This is a genomic window from Pedococcus sp. P1_H8 (genome assembly GCF_056405175.1).
In genome coordinates this window covers 185,177-207,618 of record NZ_JBFUCP010000002.1, presented here as the reverse complement: position 1 = coordinate 207,618, position 22,442 = coordinate 185,177, and the positions used below count along the sequence as shown (strand labels likewise).

Genomic DNA, 22,442 nt, shown 5'->3' with positions numbered 1-22,442 from the left:
GTGGTTCTGTCCGCCCCCTCTAGCAAAGCACAAACCCTAAGGGACGCCGGTGTCGTCTGCAGCGAATTGTCTGAACGAGCGTCGCGCGTGTCAGAGGAGAGCCTGGTATGCCGCGGGATCGAGCAGGGCGGCGACGGCTGCGTCGTCCGACGGGCGCAGCTCGTACATCCAGCCCTCACCATAGGGGTCGCTGTTGACCAGCTCGGGGGTGGCGTCGAGGGAGTCGTTGACTGCCGTCACCTCACCGGCGAGCGGCGCGTACAGGTCACTGACCGACTTGGTCGACTCGACCTCGCCGCACGCGTCTCCGGCGGCCACGGTGTCGCCCACCGTCGGAAGGCTGACGTACACGACGTCACCCAAGGAGTCCTGCGCAAAGGAGGTGATCCCGATCCGCACCGTGCCGTCGTCGCCCGACCGCACCCACTCGTGCTCGGCCGTGTAACGCAGGTCCTGGGGGTACTCCAGCTCGCTCATGATGCTCCTCGGTGGATGATGGTGGGACGGACCCGTCGGCGACTGCGGTGCCAGCGGGCCACGCTGGTGCTACTCAGGGTGACGGCGCCGGGACGGGCCGAGCGTAACGAGGCTCGCTCAGACTGTGCAATGCGGTGACGGCGACATCGTCGGACTGCCGCACGGTGGGCAGCGCACCGTCTCCGCGGACCGACTCGCTCACGCCCCCGGGGATCTCCATCGCCGAGGCCATCGTCGCGCTGTCGCCGATGGCCTTGATGACGTAGGGCGGCGCGGCGCGCTCTCCCCCGACCTCGATGGCACCGTCAACGTCGGCGAACCAGGTGTCGGCCACCACACGGACGTCCCCGATCTGCACCGCCTCGGCGCCGGCGTCGCGCAGCTCCTGCAGGGCGTCGAGCAGTCTGGCGGCGGTGATCTTGTGGTCCGGGTCGTTGATGGTGATGACGACGCCCGGACCTGTGGCCGGCGACGTGCCGGTGAGGATGCCCAGGGTGTCGAGCCGCTCCTGGGCGGACTTCAGCGCCTCGGCGCTGGAGTCGACCCCCGAGATCAGTCGGTCGCGACTCACCTCGAGCTCGCGGGAGTCCGACGCGAGCCGGTCCTGCTCCTGGCTGACGTCGTCGAGGATGCGCACCAGCTCGTCCTCGCGCAGCTGTTCCAGGCCACTCTGGTTGGTCTGCTGCACCTGGGTGGCGATGGCGAAGCCCAGCACGATCGCCAGCAGCGCGGCGAAGGCGTTCGCCCGGGTCGCCCGCGGTCGGGCCATCCGGAACAGCGTCCTCCACGACGAGTCCGGGGTCTCCGGACGGTCAGCACTCATGCCTTGAACAGGTGCCTGCGGATCGAGGCGACGTTGGAGAAGATCCGCACCCCGAGGACGACGACGACACCGGTGCTGAGCTGTGAGCCCACGCCCAGCTGGTCCCCCAGGAACACGATGAACGCGGCGACCACCACGTTGGCCAGGAACGACACGACGAAGACCTTGTCGTTGAAGATGCCGTCGAGGACGGCCCGGACCGCTCCGAAGACCGCGTCGAGCGCCGCGATGACCGCGATGGGCAGGTAGGGCTGCAGGGCGACGGGTACGTCGGGACCCCAGAGGAGTCCCACCAGCACGCCGCCGATCAGGCCGAGCAGGGGTATCACGGTGAACTCTCCGACGTGGACGGGGTGGACGATCTGGTCGAGCTGGGCGAGCTGGAACCGGTCGGGCTGGGCGAGCTGGAACCGGTCGGGGCCGGTGAACCGGTCTGGGGCTTGGGGACCGTCGCCTCACGCACGGTGAGGGACGTGGCGGCGGGCAGGGCGAGCTTGTCCACCGCGTCTATGGAAACACGGATGCCGTAGTTGTCCTTGAGGGCGCGCGCGTAGGCACCGCCGTCGTTGTCCGCGAACTCCACCTGGAGGTCGTCGGGGTCACCGATGACGCTGATCGTGTAGGGCCTGGCCAGCGGGCGGTAGTTGACGAGGATCGCTTCGCCCGCGAATCGGATGGCCGACGTGGACGTCAGCCGCTGGCCGTTGACCGAGATCGCCTCGGCACCTGCCTCCCAGAGGCCGTTGACGACGATCTGCAGGTCTTTGGAGAAGACGATGCCGTCGTCCTTCTTCGCATCGGTGCGCGGGTTGCCGTCGGCGCTGGTGTCACCACTGCCCGGGGCGTTGTCCAGCTGGACCGTGATCCCCGGGCCCGTGACGGGCTGGGCACCCGAGGCCAGGGTCAGCGCCGCGAGCCGGGTCTGCAGCGACGACTCGTCCTGTCCGAGAGCCTGAGCCTGGAGCCGGTCCACCTCGGCCTGCACGGCGCGCAGGGAAGCCCCCTGCTTCTCGACCGCCGCGCGCCGGGTCTCGATCTGGCTGACCAGGTTGGCCTTGGCCTTGATGGCGGACGAGGACGGCGTGCGCAGTGCTACCGCACCGAGGGTGAGCAGAAGTCCGGCCACGACCGCGGCGGCGACGACGGTCGGGGTCCGCGTGCCGGTGCTCGGCGGAAGTCCGGCGGCTTCGCGCTCGGCCGCCGCGGCGGCATACCCGGGGTCGAGGGGCCGCTCGATCATCGAGATGAGCAGTGTCATCGACTCGTCGGGGCGCCTGCCGGGTGTGGTGACCGGTGGCGGCTCGCCGCGGTGCGACGTGGGTCCGGGGCTCATCTGGCCGGCACCGTGTGTGCGGCGACCACCTGCCGGGCCTGCACGATGTACATGACCCCGGCGATCCAGTAGAGGACGGTGCCCCACCACGCGAACGCCCAGCCGATGGGGAGCGCCCACTCGGCGAACGTGCTGGTGCCCTCCCCCAGGAGCAGGAAGGGGAACGCGTAGAGGAGGTTGAACGTGGCCGCCTTGCCGACGAAGTGCACGGGCAGACCGGTCTGGCCGTAGCGACGGATCCGCCACAGGACTGCTGCCAGCAACACCTCGCGGCCGACCAGGGCCACGACGAGCCACCACGGGATGATGTCGCGCAGGGCCAGACCGAGCAGCGTGGTGGCGATGTAGAGCCGGTCCGCGAACGGGTCGAGCAGCTGCCCCAGACGGGACTCCAGCCCGAAGCGACGCGCGATCTTGCCGTCGAGGTAGTCGCTGACGCCCGACAGCATGAGCGTGACGAGGGCGATGACGTCGTGCTCGGACAGGATCGCCCACAGGAAGATCGGCACGCCGACGAGTCGCAACACCGACAGCACGTTGGGCAGGGTGACCACACGGTCGGAGACGACGGGCTCACTCACGAGCCTCCCCTGATCTCGCCTCCCCCGATTGCGTTGTGCTGGCACGCAGGCAGCCTAACTGCCAGCCCGTCGTAGAGTTCGCAGGCATGGGCAACCCGCTTGTCGACAACCCGCTCCTCGGTCCCGGCCTCGACCACCTCCGTGAGCGGCGCAGCGTCAAGTGGCGGCTCTACGACCCGGACATCCTGCCCCTGTGGGTCGCCGAGATGGATGTCGTGCCGGCCGAGCCGATCCAGCGAGCCGTGACCGAGGCGATGCAGCGCGGCGACACCGGCTACCCGTGGGCTGCCGACTACGCCGAGGCGCTGTCCTCCTTCGCCTCCGAGCGGTGGGCGTGGCAGCCGGACCCGGCCACGATGCAGATCGTCCCCGACGTGATGCTCGGTGTGGTCGAGGTGCTCAAGCTGGTCACGGGTCCCGGTGATCCGGTCGTGGTCAACTCCCCCGTCTACCCACCGTTCTTCGACTTCGTGAGGCACCTGGACCGTCGCGTGGTGGAAGCGCCGTTGAACGCCCACGGCCGGATCGACCTCGCGTCCCTGGAGCAGGGCCTTGCGGAGGCCACGCGCGGTGGTGGCCGCGCGGCATACCTGCTGTGCAACCCGCAGAACCCGACAGGCGCCGTGCACACTCCCGAGGAGCTCACGGCCGCCCTCGAGCTGGCGGAGTCCCTCGACGTGCGGGTGGTGGCCGACGAGATCCACGCACCAGTGGTCCCGGCCGGCGCGAGCTTCACCTCGGTGGCCTCACTGCCTGCGGGGTCGCGGTCGATCTCGGTCATGTCGGCCTCGAAGGCGTTCAACCTGGCCGGGCTCAAGGCCGCGATGGCGGTGCCCGGACCGGACGCGGTCGCCGACCTTGCTCGGATGCCCGAGGAGGTGTCGCACGGAGCGAGCCACCTCGGAGTGATCGCGCACCGCGCCGCCTACCTCGACGGCGGGGCCTGGCTGGACGCCCTCCTGACCGGGCTGGACGAGAACCGTCGCCTGCTTGCCAGCCTCCTGGCTGAGCACCTGCCGGAGGTCGGCTACCGCGTCCCGGAGGGGACGTTCCTGGCCTGGCTCGACTTCGGTGAGCTCGGGCTCGGCGCCGATCCGGCTGCGGTGCTGCGGCAGCGGGCTCGGGTGGCGCTGCATCCCGGGCCCGGCTTCGGCCAGGGGGGCGCCGGCCACGCCCGACTGAACTTCGGCACCTCACCCGACATCCTGCATGAGGCAGTGCGCCGGATCGCCGCCTCGCTCTAGGTCCTCGCCTGCAACATCTCCACGGCCTTGTCGATGCGTCGGCGGCGCGTCTCGGGAGTCTTGGCGCCGTTGATGGCGTCCACGTGCGCCCGCTGGTGGCTGTAGGACTGTCGGGCGAAGGCCGCCTTGGCATCGGGGACGACCTCGAGCGCCGCGGCGAAGTCCTCCGGCACCTCGACCTCGCGGGGTGCCGTGTCGAGCTCGAGGGTCACCTCGACGACGTCTCCGCCGCTGACCCCCGTCAGGGCGCGGTTCTCCGCGCTGACACCGACCATGAACTTCCCGCCCATCACGGCGACACTGCTGCGGTAGGTCTTGCCGTTGATCGTCACGGACACCTTGGGGCGCTTGCCGCCACCGAGTCCCTCGACGACCTCCGGCGGCACCTCGATACCCGTGGCCGTGCCGCCTCCCTGCTGCACCTGCGCGGTGAACTCCATGACCGCGAGGGTATGCCGCGTGGCGGCTTCAGGACAGCCTCTTGCGCACCCGCGCAGCGAGCTTGCGTGCCAGGCTCCTGCGGGCCGGGGACGGTGCCTTGGTGATCTTGAGCGCCAGACGGCCACCCTTGGTGACGTAAGGGCTGATGACGACCCCAGCGTCGGTGAAGGGCTGCGGCACGTGGTCGGGGTCGATGCGCACCGCAACCCTGGAGTCGTACCCGAAGGCGGTGGTCCGGGCCTTGACGTCCCAGGTCCCGGGGGTGACGGCTCCCCCGAGGAGTGCGGTGGCAGGCGCAATGGTGGCCGACCCCTCCGCAGCCCACACGAGCCCGTCACCAGAATCTGTCAGTCCACCGCTCACCGCCGTCGGCTGGAACCACTCGGCGTTCGTCGAGCGATGCGTGAGGAGCAGTTCGACCCCTGCGTCGCCCACGTCCGGCGTGACGTCCAAGGCCCTCAGGGCAACGTCGTCGGCAAGTGGTGACGAGGGATCCATGAGGACACGTCCCTGCCGCTCGTGGAAGGTCTTGGGGCCCGCGGCACCCTCCAGACGGACCCGCAACCGCAAGGTCAGGGCCTGCCCGTCCTGCGTCGCCTCGACGACCTCCGCCCTCGTGGTCACCGCGCTGTCCGCATCCACGTAGCGCAGGACCGCGCCCAGATCGCCCGCTCGGACCAGCGCGGCACGGACCCGATCGGCAGCCGCCAGTCCCGCGTCGAGGGATTCGTCGAACCGCTCGCACATCACCGCCGCGATCGCCGCGAAGAACTCGCGCTGGTACTCCGCCGGCCAGGTGCGCAACCCGTTGGCGCCGAACCTGTTGAGCACCACCGACAGCTCCCACAGCCGGTAGGCGTCCTCGCGGACGCGCTCGCCGTACGGCCACTTGTCGACGAGGTCGAGCACCTCGCGGACGGCGGCAAAGTACTCCCCCGGGTCAGGGTGCCGCATCGAGTTGTTCGTGTCATGGATGACCCAGCGGTAGCAGGGGTAGTCGGCGACCACGGACACCACCGGGTCGTGCACGAAGGCCGCAGCCAGCAGGTGGTGGTCCTCCAGGCGCCTGAGGTGCTCGGCAAACCTCACGTCGTGGTCGAGCAGGAACCGCGTCCTGAACATCTTGTGGGGCGTCAGGATGTCGATCACGTGGTCGTCGATCACGTGCGCGCGAGACACGTTGGCGCGGAACGACTCCAGCCCCATCGTGCGGGCACCGGTCCGAACCTCCTTGCCGAGCACCATGTCCGCGGAGTTGGCGTCGGCTGCGGCCAGCATGCGCTCGACGGCCCGGGGATACAGGAGGTCGTCGTGGTCCATGAAGAGGACGTAGTCACCGCGGGCGACGTCGAGCCCGGTGTTGCGTGGTCGGCTGGGCCATCCCGAGTTCGGGATCTCCAGGGCCGTGATCCAGTGCTCCTGTCCCAGCGCGCGGACCCGCTGCGGTGTCTGTCCATCGGTCGACCCGTCGTCGACGAGGATGAGCTCGAGGGCGTCCAGACCCAGGCTCTGGCTCCGGACGGACTCGACTGTGCGGTCCAGGTCCGACCCGCTGTTGTAGGTGGCAATGACGACGCTGACACGCACGGACATGCCCCCAGCCTCCCATTCCCGGGCTGCTTGTCTTGCCGGCCCCATGGCGGACGGCGTGTGCCAGAGTTGGCCCCATGGCTGACCATGCGGGTTTCGAGGGCTTTCCGCCCTGGGGTGTGACCTTCTACCAGGAGCTCGAAGACAACAACACCAAGGAGTTCTGGGCGGCCAACAAGGCTCGGTGGGAACGCGAGGTGCGGGAGCCGATGCTCGCCCTCGTCGATGCGCTCGAGGACGAGTTCGGGCCGGCAAAGCTCTTCCGGCCCCACCGCGACATCCGGTTCAGCGCGGACAAGTCGCCCTACAAGACCCACCTGGGCGCGATCGCTGGTCCGGCTGCCGGAGTGGGCTACTACGTCCAGCTCAGCGGTGACGGCCTCGCGGTCGGTGGCGGCTTCCGCAGCCACTCCCCTGCCCAGACGGAGTCCTTCCGCCGGGCCATCGCCGCTGACGGGTCAGGTGTCGAGTTCGAAGGCATCGTGGGCGAGCTCGTCCGTGCGGGCTTCGACCTGGAGGGCGCCACGCTCAAGACGCGGCCCAAGGGATTCGACGCCGACCATCCGCGGCTGGAGCTGTTGCGTCGCAAGGAGATCATGGCGCTGAACCGCGTCGGTTCGCCTGACTGGTTGTCGAAACCCGCCGCCCTCGATCACGTGCGGTCGGCCTGGACGGCGATTCGCCCGCTCACTGAGTGGGTGCTGACCAACGTTCCCATCGATGAGCCTCGCGGGAGGGGGAGATGAGCTTCCAGGTACCGGCGCAGGCCTACGGAAGCTTCATGGGGCGGTTCTCCGAGCCGCTGGCCGACCAGTTCGTCGAGGTCGGACGACTGGCCCACGGTCAGCGCGCCCTGGATGTCGGGTGTGGGCCGGGGGCGCTCACGGCCCGCCTGGTGGGCGTTGTCGGCGCAGGGGGCGTCAGTGCCGTCGATCCTTCCGAACCCTTCGTGGCGGCGGCCAAGGAACGTTTTCCCGGTGTCGACATCGAGGTGGGTCGCGCGGAGTCGCTCGCCTTCGAGGACGACACCTTCGACGCGGCGCTGGCCCAGCTCGTGGTGCACTTCATGCGCGACCCGGTCGCCGGCCTTCGCGAGATGGCCAGGGTGACGCGGCCGGGAGGAGTGGTCGCGGCCGCCGTGTGGAACCACGCCGCCAGTGCCGGTCCCCTGTCGCTGTTCTGGGGAGCGGTGCGCGCGGTGGATCCCCAGGCGGAGGGAGAAGGCGACTTCGCGGGCGTGAGGGAGGGCGACCTCGCCAGACTGTTCGTCGCCGCCGGGCTGGATGCGCTCGAGGAGTCCATCCTGACCGTGCACGTTCCCTTCGAGTCGTTCGACCAGTGGTGGGAGCCCTACACGCTGGGCGTGGGACCGGCGGGGCAGTACGTCCTCGGTCTCGACGACTCGCGTCGCGAGGCGCTGCGAGACGAGTGCCGACGCAGGGTGCCCGACGGAGCCTTCACGGTCGATGCGTCAGCCTGGTGCGTCACCGCCACCGTCCGATGACCTGAGCATCATGACGCTGACGATGACGTTGCCCACCTTCCGGCCGCTGCCGGCATACCGGTGGGCCTGCACGATCTCGGCAAAAGGATAGGTGCGGTCGACCACGGGGCGGAACGCGCCGGTGGCCATGAGCCCGGCCAGCTCCTCGATCATCGACTGGTTGTGGGAGGGGATGGGGAAGAGCACCCGCCGGCCGCGGCTCAGCGGTGCGACGACGGCCCGCCGGGGGTTCTGCAACCACGGACCGAGCTCGGAGGAGACGTAGGTGCCCCGTGGCGTGAGAACTCGGCGCGCTGCAGTGAAGGTGCTCTTGCCCACTGCGTCGAGGACGACGTCGAAGCGGGAGGCGTCGCGGGTGAAGTCGTCCGTGGTGCAGTTGATGACTCGGTCCGCACCGAGCCCGCGCACGAGGTCGCCGTGTTCGGCGAAGCAGACGGCGGTCACGACCGCACCCATCGCGTGGAGCAGCTGGACCGCGGCCGACCCGATCCCTCCCGTTGCGCCGTTGACCAGCACGGGGTCGCCCGCCTGCACCCGGGCAGCCTTGATCATGCCGAGGGCGTAGTGCGCACCCTCGGTGCCTGCCGCGGCCTGCTCGAACGTGAGGCCGGGTGGGACCCGGGCGACGGAGGCGCGCTCCCCCACGACGAGGAGCTCGGCATGGGCGCCGAACGGGCCCTCCGTGTAGCCGAACACCCGGTCCCCCACCGCAAACGCAGAGACCGAGCCACCCGTCTGGACCACTGTCCCGGCGAATTCGCACCCGAGGATCTTTGCCTTGGGACCGCGGATCCCGTAGACGACCCTGGCCAGCGTGGGCGTCCCGGCGCGGAAGGCACAGTCGGTCCGGTTGACGGTCGTCGCGTGGACCTGGACCAACAGGTCGTGTGGTCCCGGCGTGGGCGCCTCGACCTCGACCACGCGAACGACGTCCGGTCCGCCGTACTCCGTGTAGACCGCCGCCTTCATGGGCTGACCGTAGACCCTCGAGCACATTGCCACTGCGTCAGTGACAGGAGCAGACTTGACCCCTCGGGAGCGACGGGATCCCGCCGAGCCCTCCCGCCCAGCCTTCCCGGACGTCCCGACGGAGCCTGGAACCGGAGGAGGCACTCATGCCCATCAAGGTCGTCGTCGAGTTCCAGGCCAAACCGGGCGCCAGGGCCGAGCTCAAGAGCCTGCTCGCGAACATCTCGGCGACCTTTGGGCCGCAGGTATCCGGCTTCCTCGGCAGCACGCAGTACGACATGCTCGACAGCCCCGACGGACTGGTCGAGATTGCCGAGTGGGAGTCCGCAGAGGCACAGGCGGCCGCGGTGCGACAGGCCACCGAGACCGGTGTGTATGCCCCGATCATCGAGCTCGTGGCTGCTCCGTTCAGGGCAACCCGAATCAGCCAGCAGTCCTAGGTCTCGAGGTGCCTGGGCCGAGGGGCTTGGGGCATGAAAACGGGGCCCGAAGTGTGTGGACAAGTCGGACCCCGTTAGTCGGGCTGACAGGATTTGAACCTGCGACCCCTTGACCCCCAGTCAAGTGCGCTACCAAGCTGCGCCACAGCCCGTGGCTTGCCCACGCAGAATCCAGCCGAAGCAGGACCGCGGGAGCGAACGAAACCTTAGCGCACGGCATACCTCCGCTTGAAATCGGTATGCCGTGCTGCCGGCTATCGGCGCTTGCGCTTCTCGCGGACCCGGACGGACACCTCGATGGGGGTGCCCTCGAAACCGAACTCCTCACGCAACCGGCGCTCGAGGAACCGTCGGTAGCCCGCCTCGATGAAGCCGGAAGCGAAGATCACGAAGCGCGGCGGCCGGGTCGAGGCCTGCGTCGCGAACAGGATGCGGGGCTGCTTGCCGCCACGCACCGGGTGCGGGTGGGCGGCCACGATCTCGCCGAAGAACGCGTTGAGCCGACCCGTGGGCACACGGAAGTCCCACGACTCCAGGGCACGCTCCAGCGCGGGCACGAGCTTCTCGACCGAACGCCCGGTCTTGGCGGAGATGTTGACGCGCGGCGCCCACGGCACCTGGACCAGCTCGCGCTCGATCTCGCGCTCGAGGTAGTGGCGACGCTCCTCGTCGAGCAGGTCCCACTTGTTGTAGGCCACCACGAGGGCGCGACCAGCGTCGATCACGTGCTGCACGACGCGGACGTCCTGCTCGGCGATGGACTGCTCGGCGTCGATGAGGACGACCGCCACCTCGGCCTTCTCGAGCGCGGTCTGGGTGCGCAACGAGGCGTAGAAGTCGGCCCCACGGGCCTGGTGCACGCGACGACGGATGCCGGCCGTGTCGACGAAGCGCCAGGTCTTGCCGCCGAGCTCGATGAACTCGTCCACCGGGTCACGCGTGGTGCCGGCGACGTTGTCGACGACGACGCGGTCCTCGCCCGCCAGCTTGTTGAGCAGCGAGGACTTGCCGACGTTGGGCCGGCCGACCAGGGCGACCCGACGGGGGCCACCGCGCTGGTAGGCGTCGGCGTTGGCCGAGATGGAGGGCAGCACGTCGAGGACGGCGTCGAGCACGTCGCCGCTCCCGCGCCCGTGCAGGGCGGAGACGGGCCAGGGCTGGCCGAGGCCCAGGTTCCAGAGGGCCGCGGCGTCTGCTTCGGTGCGCTGGTCGTCGACCTTGTTGGCCACGAGGATGACCGGCTTGCCGGAACGGCGCAGCAGCTTGACCACGGCCTCGTCGTCGTCGGTGGCGCCGACGGTGGCGTCCACGACGAACATCACGACGTCGGCCAGGTCCACGGCCACCTCGGCCTGCTCGGCGACCCGCAGGTGGATGCCGGTGGCGTCGATCTCCCAGCCACCGGTGTCGACCAGGGTGAACCGGCGACCGGTCCACTCCCCGTCGTAGGCCACGCGGTCGCGGGTCACGCCGGGGACGTCCTCGACGACGGCCTCGCGCCGGCCGAGGATGCGGTTGACCAGGGTGGACTTGCCGACGTTCGGGCGACCCACCACGGCGACGACCGGCAGCGGACCGTCGACGACGGCATACCCGTCCTCGTCGTACTCACCGTCGATGAGTGAGCGGTCCTCCTCACTGAGGTCGAACTCGTCCAGTCCGACGCGCAGGGCGCGCTCGACGGTGGAGTCGTCGGTCAGGTTCTCGCTCACTTCAGGGATTCCTTGCGTTGTTCGTGGGGGCCGGACCGCGAGCAGGTATGCCGCGTGGCCGCCATCCATTGTCGCGCACAATTGAGGTGGGTCGGGACAGCAGCCTCAGGCCGCGGGTTCTGCGCCTCGCCGGCCGTCGTCCGCAGGGAGGAACACCTGGTGCCGTTGCTCGGATTCCCGGACGTGCGTGGCGAGGGCGGTCTGCACGCGGTCGCTGGCGCCCGCAAGCCGTTGCCGTCCGGTGCGGCCTGGGTCCGCGGGCAGCTCGAGCGGCTCCCCGAACTCGACCACCATGCGGGTGCGCAGCCGCGGCAGCGAGCCCTTGGACGCGCCGGTGGCCCGGGTGCCGAGGAACGCCACCGGGACCACCTGGGCATGACCCTGCTGCGCCAGCCACGCGGCCCCCTGCTGGACGGCGGCGMCGKCGCCGCGCCCGCGAGTCCCCTCCGGGAAGATGCCCACCGCTCCCCCGGCCTGCAGGATCGCGACAGCCGCCAGGAGGGCCTGCCGGTCACCGGAGTTCCCGGTGACGGGGATGTGGCCGACGAAGGTCAGGAACGCCCCCAGCGGGCCGGTGAACATCTCCCGCTTGACGAGGACGGAGGTGGGACGCGGAGCCAGGGCGGGGAGCATCGGCCCGTCGAGGAAGCCGGCGTGGTTGGCGACGAAGACGACAGGCCCGTCGGCGGGCACCCGATCGCGCCCCACGACGGCAACGCGGTAGAGCACCCCGAACAGGACCCGCCCGACGACCATGTTGATGCGGACCCGCCAGGACGGCGGTGGCCCCGGCGGTCGTGAATCGACCCGTGCCCCGGAACCAGTCCGGCGCCCGGCATCGGTCACGCGGGGACCTTGTCCGGCGCCTCGCTGCGCACCACGTCGAGCAGGGCCTGGACGCTCTGCCCGAAGTCGAGGTCGGAGGTGTCGACCAAGGTCACGCCCTCGGCAGCCTCCATGAAGTCGGACACGGTGGAGTCGTCGGCATCGCGGCGGACGATCTGGTCGCGGGTCGCCTCGACCGCGTGGTCGGCGGCGTGGCCGTGCAGCTCCTTGGACCGTCGGCGCAGCCGCGCCTCGACGCTGGCGGTCAGCAGGATGCGCACATCGGCGTCCGGGGCGACGACCGTCGTGATGTCGCGCCCCTCCGCCACCACTCCCCCGGTGCGGGTGGCGACCTGGTCGATGAGGTCGCGCTGGAGCTGCTGCAGGATCGGGCGCACCAGGGTGTTGGTGGCGACCTTGGACACGGCCTCGCTCACGCGCGTCGTGCGGATGTCGTCCTCTATCTCGCGACCGCTCACCTGCACGCTCGGACTGGTCGGGTCGGTGCCCATCTCCAGCGGGATGTCGCGGGTGGCCTGCGCGACCGCCTCCTGGTCGACGAGGTCCACGCCCTGCTCGAGGCACCACCAGGTGACGGCGCGGTACATCGCACCCGTGTCGAGGTAGCCGACTCCCAGGGCCTCGGCCGCCGCGCGGGACACGCTGGACTTGCCCGAACCCGAGGGCCCGTCGACGGCAACGACGAGGTGCTTGCTGTTCATGACGGGCAAGCCTATTGGCCACCCGCCCTCGCCCGCGAAGTCGTTCACCCCTCAGCCGTGCAGTCGCCACCCTCGAGTGGTCAGCTCGTGGCCCAGCCTCTCGGCGACTGCGGGCAGCACGGAGATCTCCGCGAGCCCGAACGGCTGCCCCATGCCGTGCTCGAGGTGCAGGTCCTCGAGGTTGACGCCTGCGTCGCCGACGTCGTGCAGCAACCGGGCGAGCTCGCCGGGCTGGTCGGGCACCAGCACCACGACGACGCTGTATGCCGTGGGGGCAGCGCCGTGCTTGCCCGGGATCCGGGCGTGGCCGGCGTTGCCCTGGGCCACGATCCGGGCCAGCACCTCACGGGCGCCGACGCCGTCGCCGTCCGCCAGGACGTCGAGGGCTCCGATGACCTCCGTGAGCTCGGCGTGGACCTGGGCAAGGACCTCGCGGACGGCCACGGCGTTGCCGGCGAGGATCTGGGTCCACAGCTGTGGGTCGCTGGCAGCCACCCTCGTGACGTCGCGAATTCCCTGACCTGACAACGCCACCGCGGGATCGGTGAGGTCTCGCAGCCGACCGGCGACGAGCGACGACGCCAGCTGGGGCACGTGGGAGACCACAGCCACTGCAGCGTCGTGCTCTTCAGGACTCATCGTCGAGACGGTGCCACCGGCGGCCGCTGCGAGCTCCTTGACCGCGGCGACCGCGGTGCCGGAAGAGAGGTCGTTCGGCACGACCACCCAGGCACGCCCGTCGAAGAGGTCACCCCGGGCGGCCACCGCACCGGAACGCTCGCGGCCCGCCATCGGGTGCGACCCGGCATACCGAGCCAGGTCTGCGCCGCGTCGGCGCACGTCCTCGAGCACGGCGACCTTGACCGACGCCACGTCCGTCACGACGGCGTCGGGCCACGCGCCGAGCTCGTCGGCGACCACCGCACCCGCCACGTCCGGCGGAGCAGCCACCACGACGACGTCCGGGGCAGCGTCGTCCTGGCCTGCCACGACACCGGCACCGAGGTCACGGGCGAGGGCCACCGCCGTGGGCGAGGGATCGGCGAGGACCACGGCATAGCCGGCTCGGGTCAGGGCGATGCCGAGGCTGGTGCCGATGAGGCCGGTGCCGACGATGCGGACGCTGGTGGTCACGACGGGAAGGCTACCGACGGCTGGGACGCCGTGCGCTCACATTCCAGCGGCGGAGTAGAGCTGGCCGACCTCTGCCTTGTTGAGCTTGCGCATCTTGCCCGGCTTGGTGTCGCCGAGGTAGATGGGCCCGACCTGGACCCGCACGAGGCTGATCACGGGGTGGCCGACCGCGTCGAGCAGACGACGCACGATGTGCTTGCGTCCCTCGTGGAGGATCACCTCGACGAGCGCCTTGCCCGGCTGCGAGTCGACCACCTTGAACGAGTCGACCGACGCCGGTCCATCCTCGAGCTGGACGCCCTCGCGCAGCTGCTTGCCGATGTCACGCGGCACGGGCCCACGGATCTGGGCGAGATAGGTCTTGAGCACGCCGTACTGCGGGTGCTGGAGGCGGTGGGCCAGCTCACCGTCGTTGGTGAGGATCAACAGGCCCTCGGTGTCGGCGTCGAGGCGGCCGACATGGAAGAGCCGCTCGTTGCGGTCCCCCACGTAGTCGCCGATGCTGATCCGCCCGAGCTCGTCGTTCATTGTCGTGACGACGCCCAGCGGCTTGTTGAAGGCGAAGTAGACGCGGGTCTCGTCGAGCTGGACCTTGACACCGTCGACGTGGACGGTCTGGTCCGGACGGATGCGTACCCCGAGCTCGGTGACGATGTTTCCGTCCACCTCGACGCGGCCAGCGGTAATGAGGTTCTCGCACACCCGTCGCGACCCCACGCCGGCAGCGGCGAGGAGCTTCTGCAGCCGGATGCCGTCGGGGTCGTGCATGTCGACCTCTGGGGTCACCCGCTCACGGGGCACCCGGGTCGGCTGGCTCTTCTTGGTCGTGCCTGAGCTTCCGCGCTGGGGCCGCTCGGGGCGGCCTCCCTCGGACGCGGTCGGGCCCCCGCCTCTTGGTGCGCCGGGGCGGCCGCTGCCGCCCTGGCCACCGGCGCGTGACCCGCCCTGGCCACCGGCGCGTGACCCGCCCTGGCCACCGGCGCGTGACCCGCCCTGGCCACCGGCGCGACCACGCCCACCCCCAGTTCGGTCCGAGCCGGATCCTGCGGGGCCTCTGCTGCGTGGGGGTGTCATCGGCGTCCTTGTTCTGCGATCTCGTCGAGCACGTCGACTTCGGGGAGGTAGGGCGCGAGGGCGGGCAGGTCGTCGATGCTGCCGAGACCCAGGCGTTGGAGGAAGTAGTCGGTGGTGCCGTAGAGGAACGCGCCACCGTCGCCGTCTGACCCGAGCTCCTCGATCAGCCCGCGGTTGAGCAGGGTGCGCACCACCCCGTCGACGTTCACGCCGCGGACGGCGCTGACGCGTGACCGCGAAATGGGCTGGCGGTAGGCGATCACGGCCAAGGTCTCCAGCGACGCCTGGGTCAGCTTGGCCTGCTGTCCGTCGAGCAGGAACTTCTCGACGACGGGGGCGTAGTCGGACCGGCTGTAGATCCGCCACCCGCCCGCCACGGACCGGAGGGTGAAGCCACGCTGCTGCGCGGCATACTCGGCTTCGAGGTGGGTGAGGTGGCCGAGCACGTCGTCGACGGGCAGCTCCAGCGCCGAGGCGAGCGACATCTCGGTGATCGGCTCGTCCACGACCATGAGGACCGCCTCGATGGCACTGCGCGCTCCACCGGGGAAGTCGTTGACGTCGAAGGCGAACTGCTCGTCCGCGGCACCGCCGTCCGGCACCACGACGCCCTCGTCGTGCTCGAGCTCAGGATCGCTGTCTGGGTTGCGGTCGGGCACGACCTCCAGGTCACTCATCGTCGGCCTTCCCATCGGTTGCTACGTCATCAGTCTCGTCGGCTTCATGAGCGGCTTCAACGTCGTCGAACTCGTCGAACTCGTCGCTGACCTCGATCTCGCCCTCGTCGTCGCCCGTCCAGCGCACCGTCAGCTCGCCGAGCGCCTCGGCCTGCTCGAAGGCGATCGCGGCCTCGCGGAAGAGCTCGAGCAGCGCCAGGAACCTGGCCACGATGACCAGCGTCGAGTCGGCGTCGGCCACCAGCGCCCGGAACGAGCAGACGCGTTCGGCGCGGAGCCGGACCCCGAGGATGCCCGCCTGCTCGCGCACGCTGACCTGAGGGGCGTGCAGGTGGTCCAGACCGACGCTCGGCGCCACCTTGGGCACCATCGCCCTGGCTGCGATCATGGCCAGCTGCTCGGGCGTGATGCCCATGATCAGCTCGGGCAGCAGCCTGGCGAACTGGGGTTCGAGACCCGCCTGCCGTGGCGTCATCCGGCCCGCGGTGGCCATCCGCTCACCGAAGGTGAAGGCGATGTCCTTGAAGGCGCGGTACTGCAGCAGCCGGGCGAAGAGCAGGTCGCGCGCCTCGATGAGGGCGAGGTCCTCCTCGTCCTGCGGACCGGTCTGTGGGAGCAGCCGCGCGGACTTGATGTCGAGCAGGGTCGCGGCGATGAGCAAGAACTCCGACGCCTGGCCGAGGTCCCACTCCGTGTGCGACGACTGCGCCGCCTTGATGTGGGCGATGAACTCGTCGGTGACCTTGGCGAGGGCGATCTCGGTGATGTCGAGCTTGTGCTTGCTGATCAGGCCGAGGAGCAGGTCGAAGGGCCCGGAGAAGTTGTCGAGGTGGACCTGGAACGGCGTGGACCCCCCGCGTCGGGTGATCACGCCTCCCGGCGTCATGGTCGCCTGATCGTCGGCGTGGTCGAGCTGCACCGCGCCGCCCGGGGCAGTGGCGATGGCCTCCTGGCTCACCTCGTCAGGCCGCCCCACCACGGGCGATCAGCTCTCGGGCGAGTTGCCGGTAGGACGCGGCGGAGGCATGCGTCGAGGCGTAGGTCGTGATCGGCTCGGCAGCGAGCGTGGCGTCCGGGAACTTCACCGTGCGGCTGATCACCGTGTGGAAGACCTGGTCGCCGAAGTGGTCGACGACGCTGCGCACGACCTCCTTGCTGTGCAGGGTGCGCGAGTCATACATCGTCGCCAGGATGCCGTCGACCTGCAGGCGCGGGTTGAGGCGGTCGGTGATCTTGTCGATCGTCTCGACGAGCAGGGCGACACCGCGCATGGCGAAGAACTCGCACTCGAGCGGGATCACCACACCGTGCGCCGCCGTGAGCGCGTTGACCGTGAGCAGCCCGAGCGAGGGCTGGCAGTCGATCATGATGACGTCGTAGTCGTCCATGACCGGCCGGAGCACCCGCGCCAGGATCTGCTCGCGGGCGACCTCACCGACGAGCTGCACCTCGGCGGCGGACAGGTCGATGTTGGCCGGGATGACGTCGAGGTTCTCGGTCGCCGTGGGCTGGATGACGTCGCGGACGTCGTGGCCACGTTCGACGAGCAGGTTGTAGATGGTCACGTCGAGCTCGTTGGCGCGGACGCCGAGCCCCACCGACAGGGCACCCTGCGGGTCGAAGTCGACGAGCAGGACGCGTCGGCCGACCTCCGCCAGTGCCGCACCGAGGTTGATGGTCGTCGTGGTCTTGCCGACGCCACCCTTCTGGTTGCACATGGCGATGATGCGGGCCGGGCCGTGGGCGGCAAGCGGCTGCGGGTCAGGGAAGACCGGCATCGGCCGCCCTGTCGGACCGAGCTGTCCGGCGCCTGCGGACTCGGTGCCGGGCAGGTGGACGTGGTCGCGTTCAGCACCGTTGGGGGCCGACTCGGAGGTGGCGCCCGAATAGGTGGGCGGCGACTGCTCCTGCGTGGTCACCTCAGATTCCACAGGCGTTTCACTCCCGGTGAGTTGGCGTTCGTCGGTCAGCCTCGCGCTGATCGGCACGACCCTATCAGCGGGCACGGGGGTGACTCTGGGCATACACCTCACGCAGACGCTGCACTGTCACCAGCGTGTAGATCTGGGTCGTGGTCACCGAAGCATGCCCCAGCAGCTCCTGGACCACCCGGACGTCCGCACCGCCGTCGAGCAGGTGGGTCGCGAACGAGTGCCGCAGGGTGTGCGGCGACAGGTGTCCGCCGAGGTCGGCGCGTTCGGCCGCGGCGCGCAGCACGGCCCAGGCCGACTGGCGGGAGAGCCTGCTGCCCCGCTGGTTGAGGAACACCCCAGGCGTCCCCTTCCCCTTGACCGCGAAGGTGGGGCGCCCCCGGACGAGGTACGCGCCGAGTGCCTGCGCGGCATACGAACCGAGGGGGACGATGCGCTCCTTGCTGCCCTTCCCGAACAGCCGCACCACGCCCTCCTGCGTGTCGATGTCGTCGACATCGAGGCCGACGGCCTCGGAGATGCGGGCGCCGGTGCCGTAGAGGACCTCGAGCAGGGCCCGGTCGCGCAGCGCCCCGGGCGTGTCCCCCACGCTGGCGGCCTCGAGCAGGCGTTCGACGTCCTCGATGCTGATTGCCTTGGGCAGGCGCGCGGGAGGCTGGGGCGGGCTGACCGCCGAAGCCGGGTCCGTGGGCAGGTCGCCCTCGAGGACGAGGAACCGGTGGAAGCCACGCACCGCGACCAGCGTCCGCGCGGCTGAGGAGGCTGCGAGCGGGGGGTGGTCGGCGGTCCCCTCGCGCAGCGTGGCGAGGAACTCGGCGACGTGCGCCTCGGTGATGGCGCCGGGGTCGTTCACCCCCAGTGCAGCAAGGTATGCCGCGTAGCGGGCCAGGTCGCGCCGATAGGACGTGAGGGTGTTGGCGGCGACGCCGCGCTCGACGTCCAGGTGGTTGAGCCAGCCGCGGACGGCGCGCTCGACCGCGCTCGAGGGTGGCACGGATGGGAGTCTAGGCGGCATGAAGCTCTATGCAGACCTGCCGGGCCGCCGCACCGTCCAGATCCTCGCCGACCTCGGGATCCTCGCCTGGGTGTGCCTGTGGGGGTGGGTGGGACGGCTCGTGCACGACACGACCCTGGAGCTCGCTGCGCCCGGTCGGCAGCTGCAGACGGCGGGTTCGGGGTTCCGTGACCAGATGACCAGCGCCGGAGACTCCGTGCGCGATCTGCCGCTGGTGGGCGACAAGATCGCGGCGCCGTTCCGGCAGGTCAGCGGCGCGGGCACGACGATCGAGCAGGCAGGTACCGACCTCGTCGACGCCGTCACGAAGCTCGCCAACATCCTGGGCTGGGTCACCGCCCTCGTCCCGATCCTCATCGTCGGGCTGGTGTGGCTGGTGCTGCGCGGGCGCTTCGTTCGCCGGGCGAGCGCCGCGCAACGGTTCATCGACAACGCGGCCGACCTCGACCTGTTCGCCCTGCGTGCCATGGCAGGTCAGCCGATGCGCAAGCTCGCCGCGATCTCGTCGGACCCCACCGGTGCCTGGCGGCGTGGCGACGAGGCCACGATCCGGTCGCTGGCCCTGCTCGAGCTGCGGGACACCGGCCTGCGTCCTCCCGCCTCAGCGAGCAGCGCGGCCTGAGGACTCGGTCAGGGCGCGCAACCGGGCAGCATGGTCCGACGTGAGCGCGCCGGGCGCCATCTGCCACGACCAGCCGCCCTCGATGCCGGGCGCATTCATCCGCGCCTGCGAGCCGAGGGCGAGCACGTCCTGGGCCTGCATCATCGACAACCCGCATGGTCCTCGCAGGGCGAGCTCGATGAACCCCCATGACGGCTCGGCGTCGACGTCGACGCCGACCCCGGCCTGACGACAGGCGTCTCGGGCCAGCTGCCGACGGTGGTCGGGCAGGTCCCACCACCAGCCGCAGACCGTGTCGTTGTCGTGCGTGCCGGTGTAGACGACCTGGTTGGGCTCGTGGTTCTGGGGGTCGTGGGCGTTGTACTCGTAGGCCGGCTCGAAGGCGAACTGCAGGACCGCCATCCCCGGGAACCCGAGCGCCTTGCGCAGGTCGATCACGGGCTGGTCGATGTCCCCGAGGTCCTCGGCGAGGACGGGCAGGGGGCCGAGGGCGCCGAGCGCCGCGTCGAACACCTCTCGTCCCGGCCCCTGCTCCCACTGCCCACCCAGCGCGGTCTCGGCGCCCGCCGGGATCGCCCAGTAGGCAGCGAACCCGCGGAAGTGGTCGACGCGGACGAGGTCGAACAACGCGAACGTCCGTCGCAGCCGCTCGATCCACCACCCATAGCCGTCGTCACGCAGCACGTCCCAGCGGTAGAGCGGATTGCCCCACAGCTGGCCGGTCGCGGCATACGCATCCGGGGGGCAGCCGGCCACGGCGTCCGAGCGGAAGAACTGCGGCCACGCGCGCTCGTCCGCCGCGTCGGGGGCGACGTAGATGGGGACGTCGCCGAGGATCCTGATCCCGCGGTCGTGGGCGTACTCGCGCAGCGCCGACCACTCGCGGTCGAAGCGCACCTGGTCGGCGAGGTCTCCACCGAACGACGTCCAGGAATCCACCCAGTAGGCCTCCCGGGCGGCGAAGTCCTCGATCTCCTGCTGGCTCACCGGTGCGTCCGGGTCCTCCAGCAGCGCCGGTGACGCGGCGAAGGCCGAGGGGGACTTGTAGGGCGATCGGTGCTTGTCGGGGATCGACACCGGCAGCACCTGCCACACCGACTGGCCGGCCTCGACGAGCCAGTCCACGAAGTCGCGGGCCGGCTGGCCGAGACGGCCACCGGGCAGTGAGGTGATGTGCAGCTGCACGCCGCTGGCGCGGGTGTCGGTCAGCGGTCGGGTGGCGTCCATGGGTGCTCAGCTCTCCGCGCGGATGATCTGCGGGCGCAGGTCCTGGGTCGGAGGCTCCCACGACGCGGCGTCGGCGTCGACCTGGTCGCCCGACCGGATGTCCTTGACCTGGTCGCCTCCCGCGCTGCCCTCGTCGCCCGCTGCGCCGGGGAACCAGACGTACGGGATCCCCCGCCGCTCGGCATAGCGGATCTGCTTGCCGAACTTGGCGGGCTTCGGCGCCACTTCGCACGGAATGCCGCGTGCGCGCAGCTGCGTCGCCACCTGGGTGGAGCCCGCGCGGCTCGCCTCGTCGTTGACCGCGATGAGGACGCAGGCTGGAGTCGACCGGCTGGACCGGAGCAACCCCTTGCCGATGAGCAGCCCCAGCAGGCGGGAGACGCCGATCGAGATGCCCACGCCCGGGTAGGTCGTCTTGCCGTCCGAGGCCAGTGAGTCGTAGCGCCCGCCGGAGCAGAAGGAGCCCCAGGACTCGTAGCCGACCAGCTGGGTCTCGTAGACGGTGCCGGTGTAGTAGTCCAGGCCGCGTGCGATCTTGAGCTCGGCCACCAGTGCTCCCGGGGCGTTGTCGAGCCCGGCCTGGATCACGGCTGCCAGAGCGTCCAGTCCCTCGTCGAGCGTGGGGTGCTCCACTCCGAGCGCCCGCACCTGCCCGACGAAGGACAGGTCCTCGGTGCGGATCGCGGCCAGGGCCAGGCACTGGTCCGCCTGTTCGGGGGTCCGTCCGGCCTCGACGAGGAGGTCCTTGACCTTGGCCGGACCGATCTTGTCGAGCTTGTCGACGATGCGCAGGGTGTGCTGGATCTCGGTGACGTCGTCCGCACCAATCCCCATCCCGAGGTAGAAACCCTCGGGGATCTTGCGGTTGTTGACCTGGATGACCATCTGGCCGACTGGCAGCTTGCGGAAGACCTCGGCGATCACCAGGGGCATCTCGACCTCGAAGTGCGGCGCGAGCTCGCCCACGTCCACCACGTCGATGTCGGCCTGGGTGAACTCGCGGTAGCGGCCCTCCTGGGGTCGTTCGCCGCGCCACACCTTCTGGATCTGGTGACGGCGGAACGGGAAGGCGAGGTGCCCGGCGTTCTCCAGCACGTAGCGCGCGAACGGCACGGTGAGGTCGAAGTGCAGCCCCAGCTCGGCATCCGTCTCGGCGCGCCCCTCGGACGTGTCGGCGAGCCGGGTGACGGCGTAGATCTCCTTGTCGGCGTCGCCGCCCTTGCCGAGCAGCCGGTCGACGGGCTCCACGGCGCGGGTCTCGATCGAGGGGAACCCGTGCAGCTCGAAGGTCTCGCGGATGACGTCGAGGAAGTGCTGCTCGATGATCCGCTGGGCCGGGAGGTACTCGGGAAAGCCGCTGATCGGGGTGATCTTCACGGGGCCAATCCTTGCAAATAGGGGTTGGTCGCCCGTTCGCGGTCCATCGTCGTGGCCTGGTAGTGCCCCGGGAGCACGAGGGTGGTGTCAGGGAGGGGCAGGACGACGTCGCGCAGCGAGCGGTTCATCGCCGCCGGGTCACCGCCGGGCAGGTCGGTGCGACCGATCGACCCGGCGAAGAGCACATCGCCGCTGACGAGCGTGCGATCGACGTCCACCTGGTTGGCGATCCCGTCTGGGACCGCATCCACCGCAAACATGACCGACCCTTCCGTGTGGCCGGGCGCGTGCAGCACCTCGAAGCCCAGCCCGGCCAGCTCGAGCGTGGCCCGGTCACCGATCTCGACGACGGTGCTGGGCTCGCTCCACGTCGCCTTGGTGCCGAACTGCTGCTCGAGCATGCCGAGCAGACCCGGGTTGACGTTCCCGAGCAGGTCCACGAGCCGATAGCGGTCGTCCGCGTGGATGTATGCCGCGGTGTCGGCTCCGCAGACCGGCGTCACCGAGTACACGTGGTCGATGTGGCCGTGGGTGAGCAGCACCGCGGCTGGGCGCAACCGGTGCTGGGTGAGCACCTCACGCAGGGTCTCCTCCACCCCGATGCCGGGGTCGACGATGACGCACTCCTCGCCGGCCGCAGGGGCCAGGACATAGCAGTTGGTGTCGAACGCAGCGGCAGGAAATGCAACGGTGAGCACGGCCCGCAGCCTAGCCACAGCGCCGT

At 70.2% G+C, this 22,442-nt stretch carries 25 protein-coding genes and 1 tRNA gene; 5 read left to right on the top strand and 21 right to left on the bottom strand.

Annotated features, from left to right (window positions below):
• Nucleotides 1–90 precede the first annotated feature (90 nt).
• The 5 genes from gcvH to clsA all read right to left on the bottom strand — a co-directional run bounded on the left by gcvH (nt 91) and on the right by clsA (nt 3,214).
• Nucleotides 91–477, bottom strand: coding sequence for a glycine cleavage system protein GcvH (gcvH, locus tag AC1DYG_RS03035; protein ID WP_477618768.1), 387 nt, complete (start codon nt 475–477; stop codon nt 91–93).
• A gap of 73 nt (nt 478–550) precedes the next feature.
• Complete coding sequence (locus tag AC1DYG_RS03030) at nt 551–1,300, bottom strand: DUF881 domain-containing protein (RefSeq protein ID WP_477638421.1); 750 nt, start codon at nt 1,298–1,300, stop codon at nt 551–553.
• Nucleotides 1,297–1,629, bottom strand: coding sequence for a small basic family protein (locus AC1DYG_RS03025; protein ID WP_056920954.1), 333 nt, complete (start codon nt 1,627–1,629; stop codon nt 1,297–1,299). Before AC1DYG_RS03025 ends, AC1DYG_RS03030 begins: the two co-directional genes overlap by 4 nt.
• Nucleotides 1,626–2,633: a DUF881 domain-containing protein gene (locus tag AC1DYG_RS03020; protein ID WP_477638420.1), complete on the bottom strand. Its 1,008-nt coding sequence runs from the start codon at nt 2,631–2,633 to the stop codon at nt 1,626–1,628. Before AC1DYG_RS03020 ends, AC1DYG_RS03025 begins: the two co-directional genes overlap by 4 nt.
• Nucleotides 2,630–3,214: a cardiolipin synthase ClsA gene (clsA, locus tag AC1DYG_RS03015; protein WP_477638419.1), complete on the bottom strand. Its 585-nt coding sequence runs from the start codon at nt 3,212–3,214 to the stop codon at nt 2,630–2,632. Before clsA ends, AC1DYG_RS03020 begins: the two co-directional genes overlap by 4 nt.
• Before the next feature lie 86 nt (nt 3,215–3,300).
• Here clsA and AC1DYG_RS03010 point away from each other — a divergent pair, with 86 nt between their 5' ends.
• Nucleotides 3,301–4,458: a MalY/PatB family protein gene (locus AC1DYG_RS03010; RefSeq protein ID WP_477638418.1), complete on the top strand. Its 1,158-nt coding sequence runs from the start codon at nt 3,301–3,303 to the stop codon at nt 4,456–4,458.
• Here AC1DYG_RS03010 and AC1DYG_RS03005 read toward each other — a convergent pair.
• A complete protein-coding gene (locus tag AC1DYG_RS03005) occupies nt 4,455–4,898 on the bottom strand; it encodes a YdeI/OmpD-associated family protein (RefSeq protein ID WP_477638417.1) in 444 nt (147 codons plus the stop codon). The two genes, AC1DYG_RS03010 and AC1DYG_RS03005, sit on opposite strands and share 4 nt — an antisense overlap.
• 28 nt (nt 4,899–4,926) lie before the next feature.
• A complete protein-coding gene (locus AC1DYG_RS03000; protein ID WP_477638416.1) occupies nt 4,927–6,492 on the bottom strand; it encodes a glycosyltransferase family 2 protein in 1,566 nt (521 codons plus the stop codon).
• Nucleotides 6,493–6,566: 74 nt separating this feature from the next.
• Here AC1DYG_RS03000 and AC1DYG_RS02995 point away from each other — a divergent pair, with 74 nt between their 5' ends.
• Nucleotides 6,567–7,235: a DUF2461 domain-containing protein gene (locus AC1DYG_RS02995; RefSeq protein ID WP_477638415.1), complete on the top strand. Its 669-nt coding sequence runs from the start codon at nt 6,567–6,569 to the stop codon at nt 7,233–7,235.
• Complete coding sequence (locus AC1DYG_RS02990) at nt 7,232–7,993, top strand: class I SAM-dependent methyltransferase (protein ID WP_477638414.1); 762 nt, start codon at nt 7,232–7,234, stop codon at nt 7,991–7,993. The genes AC1DYG_RS02995 and AC1DYG_RS02990 overlap by 4 nt, the downstream gene beginning before the upstream one ends.
• Here AC1DYG_RS02990 and AC1DYG_RS02985 read toward each other — a convergent pair.
• Nucleotides 7,961–8,962: an NAD(P)-dependent alcohol dehydrogenase gene (locus AC1DYG_RS02985; RefSeq protein ID WP_477638413.1), complete on the bottom strand. Its 1,002-nt coding sequence runs from the start codon at nt 8,960–8,962 to the stop codon at nt 7,961–7,963. The two genes, AC1DYG_RS02990 and AC1DYG_RS02985, sit on opposite strands and share 33 nt — an antisense overlap.
• A 146-nt stretch (nt 8,963–9,108) precedes the next feature.
• Here AC1DYG_RS02985 and AC1DYG_RS02980 point away from each other — a divergent pair, with 146 nt between their 5' ends.
• Nucleotides 9,109–9,402, top strand: a complete 294-nt coding sequence (locus AC1DYG_RS02980) for an antibiotic biosynthesis monooxygenase (protein ID WP_477638412.1) — start codon at nt 9,109–9,111, stop codon at nt 9,400–9,402.
• A 78-nt stretch (nt 9,403–9,480) separates the two neighbouring features.
• Here AC1DYG_RS02980 and AC1DYG_RS02975 read toward each other — a convergent pair.
• The 10 genes from AC1DYG_RS02975 to xerD form a co-directional block, all read right to left on the bottom strand.
• A tRNA-Pro gene (locus tag AC1DYG_RS02975) sits at nt 9,481–9,554 on the bottom strand.
• Between the two features lie 102 nt (nt 9,555–9,656).
• Nucleotides 9,657–11,183, bottom strand: a complete 1,527-nt coding sequence (gene der, locus AC1DYG_RS02970) for a ribosome biogenesis GTPase Der (protein ID WP_477638411.1) — start codon at nt 11,181–11,183, stop codon at nt 9,657–9,659.
• 36 nt (nt 11,184–11,219) lie between these two features.
• On the bottom strand, nt 11,220–11,960 hold the full coding sequence (locus AC1DYG_RS02965; RefSeq protein WP_477638410.1) for a lysophospholipid acyltransferase family protein: 741 nt from the start codon (nt 11,958–11,960) through the stop codon (nt 11,220–11,222).
• Nucleotides 11,957–12,661, bottom strand: coding sequence for a (d)CMP kinase (gene cmk / locus AC1DYG_RS02960; RefSeq protein WP_477638409.1), 705 nt, complete (start codon nt 12,659–12,661; stop codon nt 11,957–11,959). Before cmk ends, AC1DYG_RS02965 begins: the two co-directional genes overlap by 4 nt.
• Nucleotides 12,662–12,712: 51 nt before the next feature.
• Entirely contained in the window at nt 12,713–13,795 is a 1,083-nt protein-coding gene (locus AC1DYG_RS02955; RefSeq protein ID WP_477638408.1) for a prephenate dehydrogenase, read from the bottom strand.
• Between the two features lie 36 nt (nt 13,796–13,831).
• Nucleotides 13,832–14,869 (bottom strand): pseudouridine synthase, encoded by a 1,038-nt coding sequence (locus AC1DYG_RS02950; RefSeq protein WP_477638407.1) that lies wholly within the window; start codon nt 14,867–14,869, stop codon nt 13,832–13,834.
• Nucleotides 14,866–15,546 (bottom strand): SMC-Scp complex subunit ScpB, encoded by a 681-nt coding sequence (gene scpB / locus AC1DYG_RS02945; RefSeq protein WP_477638406.1) that lies wholly within the window; start codon nt 15,544–15,546, stop codon nt 14,866–14,868. The genes AC1DYG_RS02950 and scpB overlap by 4 nt, the downstream gene beginning before the upstream one ends.
• Nucleotides 15,539–16,432 carry a segregation and condensation protein A gene (locus tag AC1DYG_RS02940; protein WP_477638495.1) on the bottom strand — a complete coding sequence of 298 codons (894 nt, stop codon included), beginning with the start codon at nt 16,430–16,432 and terminating at the stop codon, nt 15,539–15,541. The genes scpB and AC1DYG_RS02940 overlap by 8 nt, the downstream gene beginning before the upstream one ends.
• 76 nt (nt 16,433–16,508) lie before the next feature.
• The gene (locus tag AC1DYG_RS02935; RefSeq protein ID WP_477619055.1) at nt 16,509–17,324 is read right to left on the bottom strand and encodes a ParA family protein; all 816 of its coding nucleotides are present in this window, start codon (nt 17,322–17,324) and stop codon (nt 16,509–16,511) included.
• A 217-nt stretch (nt 17,325–17,541) separates the two neighbouring features.
• Nucleotides 17,542–18,492, bottom strand: a complete 951-nt coding sequence (gene xerD, locus AC1DYG_RS02930) for a site-specific tyrosine recombinase XerD (RefSeq protein WP_477638405.1) — start codon at nt 18,490–18,492, stop codon at nt 17,542–17,544.
• Here xerD and AC1DYG_RS02925 point away from each other — a divergent pair.
• Nucleotides 18,491–19,114 carry a hypothetical protein gene (locus tag AC1DYG_RS02925; RefSeq protein ID WP_477638404.1) on the top strand — a complete coding sequence of 208 codons (624 nt, stop codon included), beginning with the start codon at nt 18,491–18,493 and terminating at the stop codon, nt 19,112–19,114. The genes xerD and AC1DYG_RS02925 overlap by 2 nt on opposite strands.
• Here the strand turns inward: AC1DYG_RS02925 and AC1DYG_RS02920 are convergent.
• The 3 genes from AC1DYG_RS02920 to AC1DYG_RS02910 are packed head-to-tail and all read right to left on the bottom strand — an operon-like array spanning nt 19,094 to nt 22,416.
• On the bottom strand, nt 19,094–20,341 hold the full coding sequence (locus tag AC1DYG_RS02920) for a 4-alpha-glucanotransferase (RefSeq protein ID WP_477638403.1): 1,248 nt from the start codon (nt 20,339–20,341) through the stop codon (nt 19,094–19,096). The two genes, AC1DYG_RS02925 and AC1DYG_RS02920, sit on opposite strands and share 21 nt — an antisense overlap.
• A 6-nt stretch (nt 20,342–20,347) precedes the next feature.
• Nucleotides 20,348–21,718 carry a histidine--tRNA ligase gene (gene hisS / locus AC1DYG_RS02915; RefSeq protein WP_477638402.1) on the bottom strand — a complete coding sequence of 457 codons (1,371 nt, stop codon included), beginning with the start codon at nt 21,716–21,718 and terminating at the stop codon, nt 20,348–20,350.
• Nucleotides 21,715–22,416 (bottom strand): MBL fold metallo-hydrolase, encoded by a 702-nt coding sequence (locus AC1DYG_RS02910; protein ID WP_477638401.1) that lies wholly within the window; start codon nt 22,414–22,416, stop codon nt 21,715–21,717. The genes hisS and AC1DYG_RS02910 overlap by 4 nt, the downstream gene beginning before the upstream one ends.
• Between the last annotated feature and the right edge of the window lie 26 nt (nt 22,417–22,442).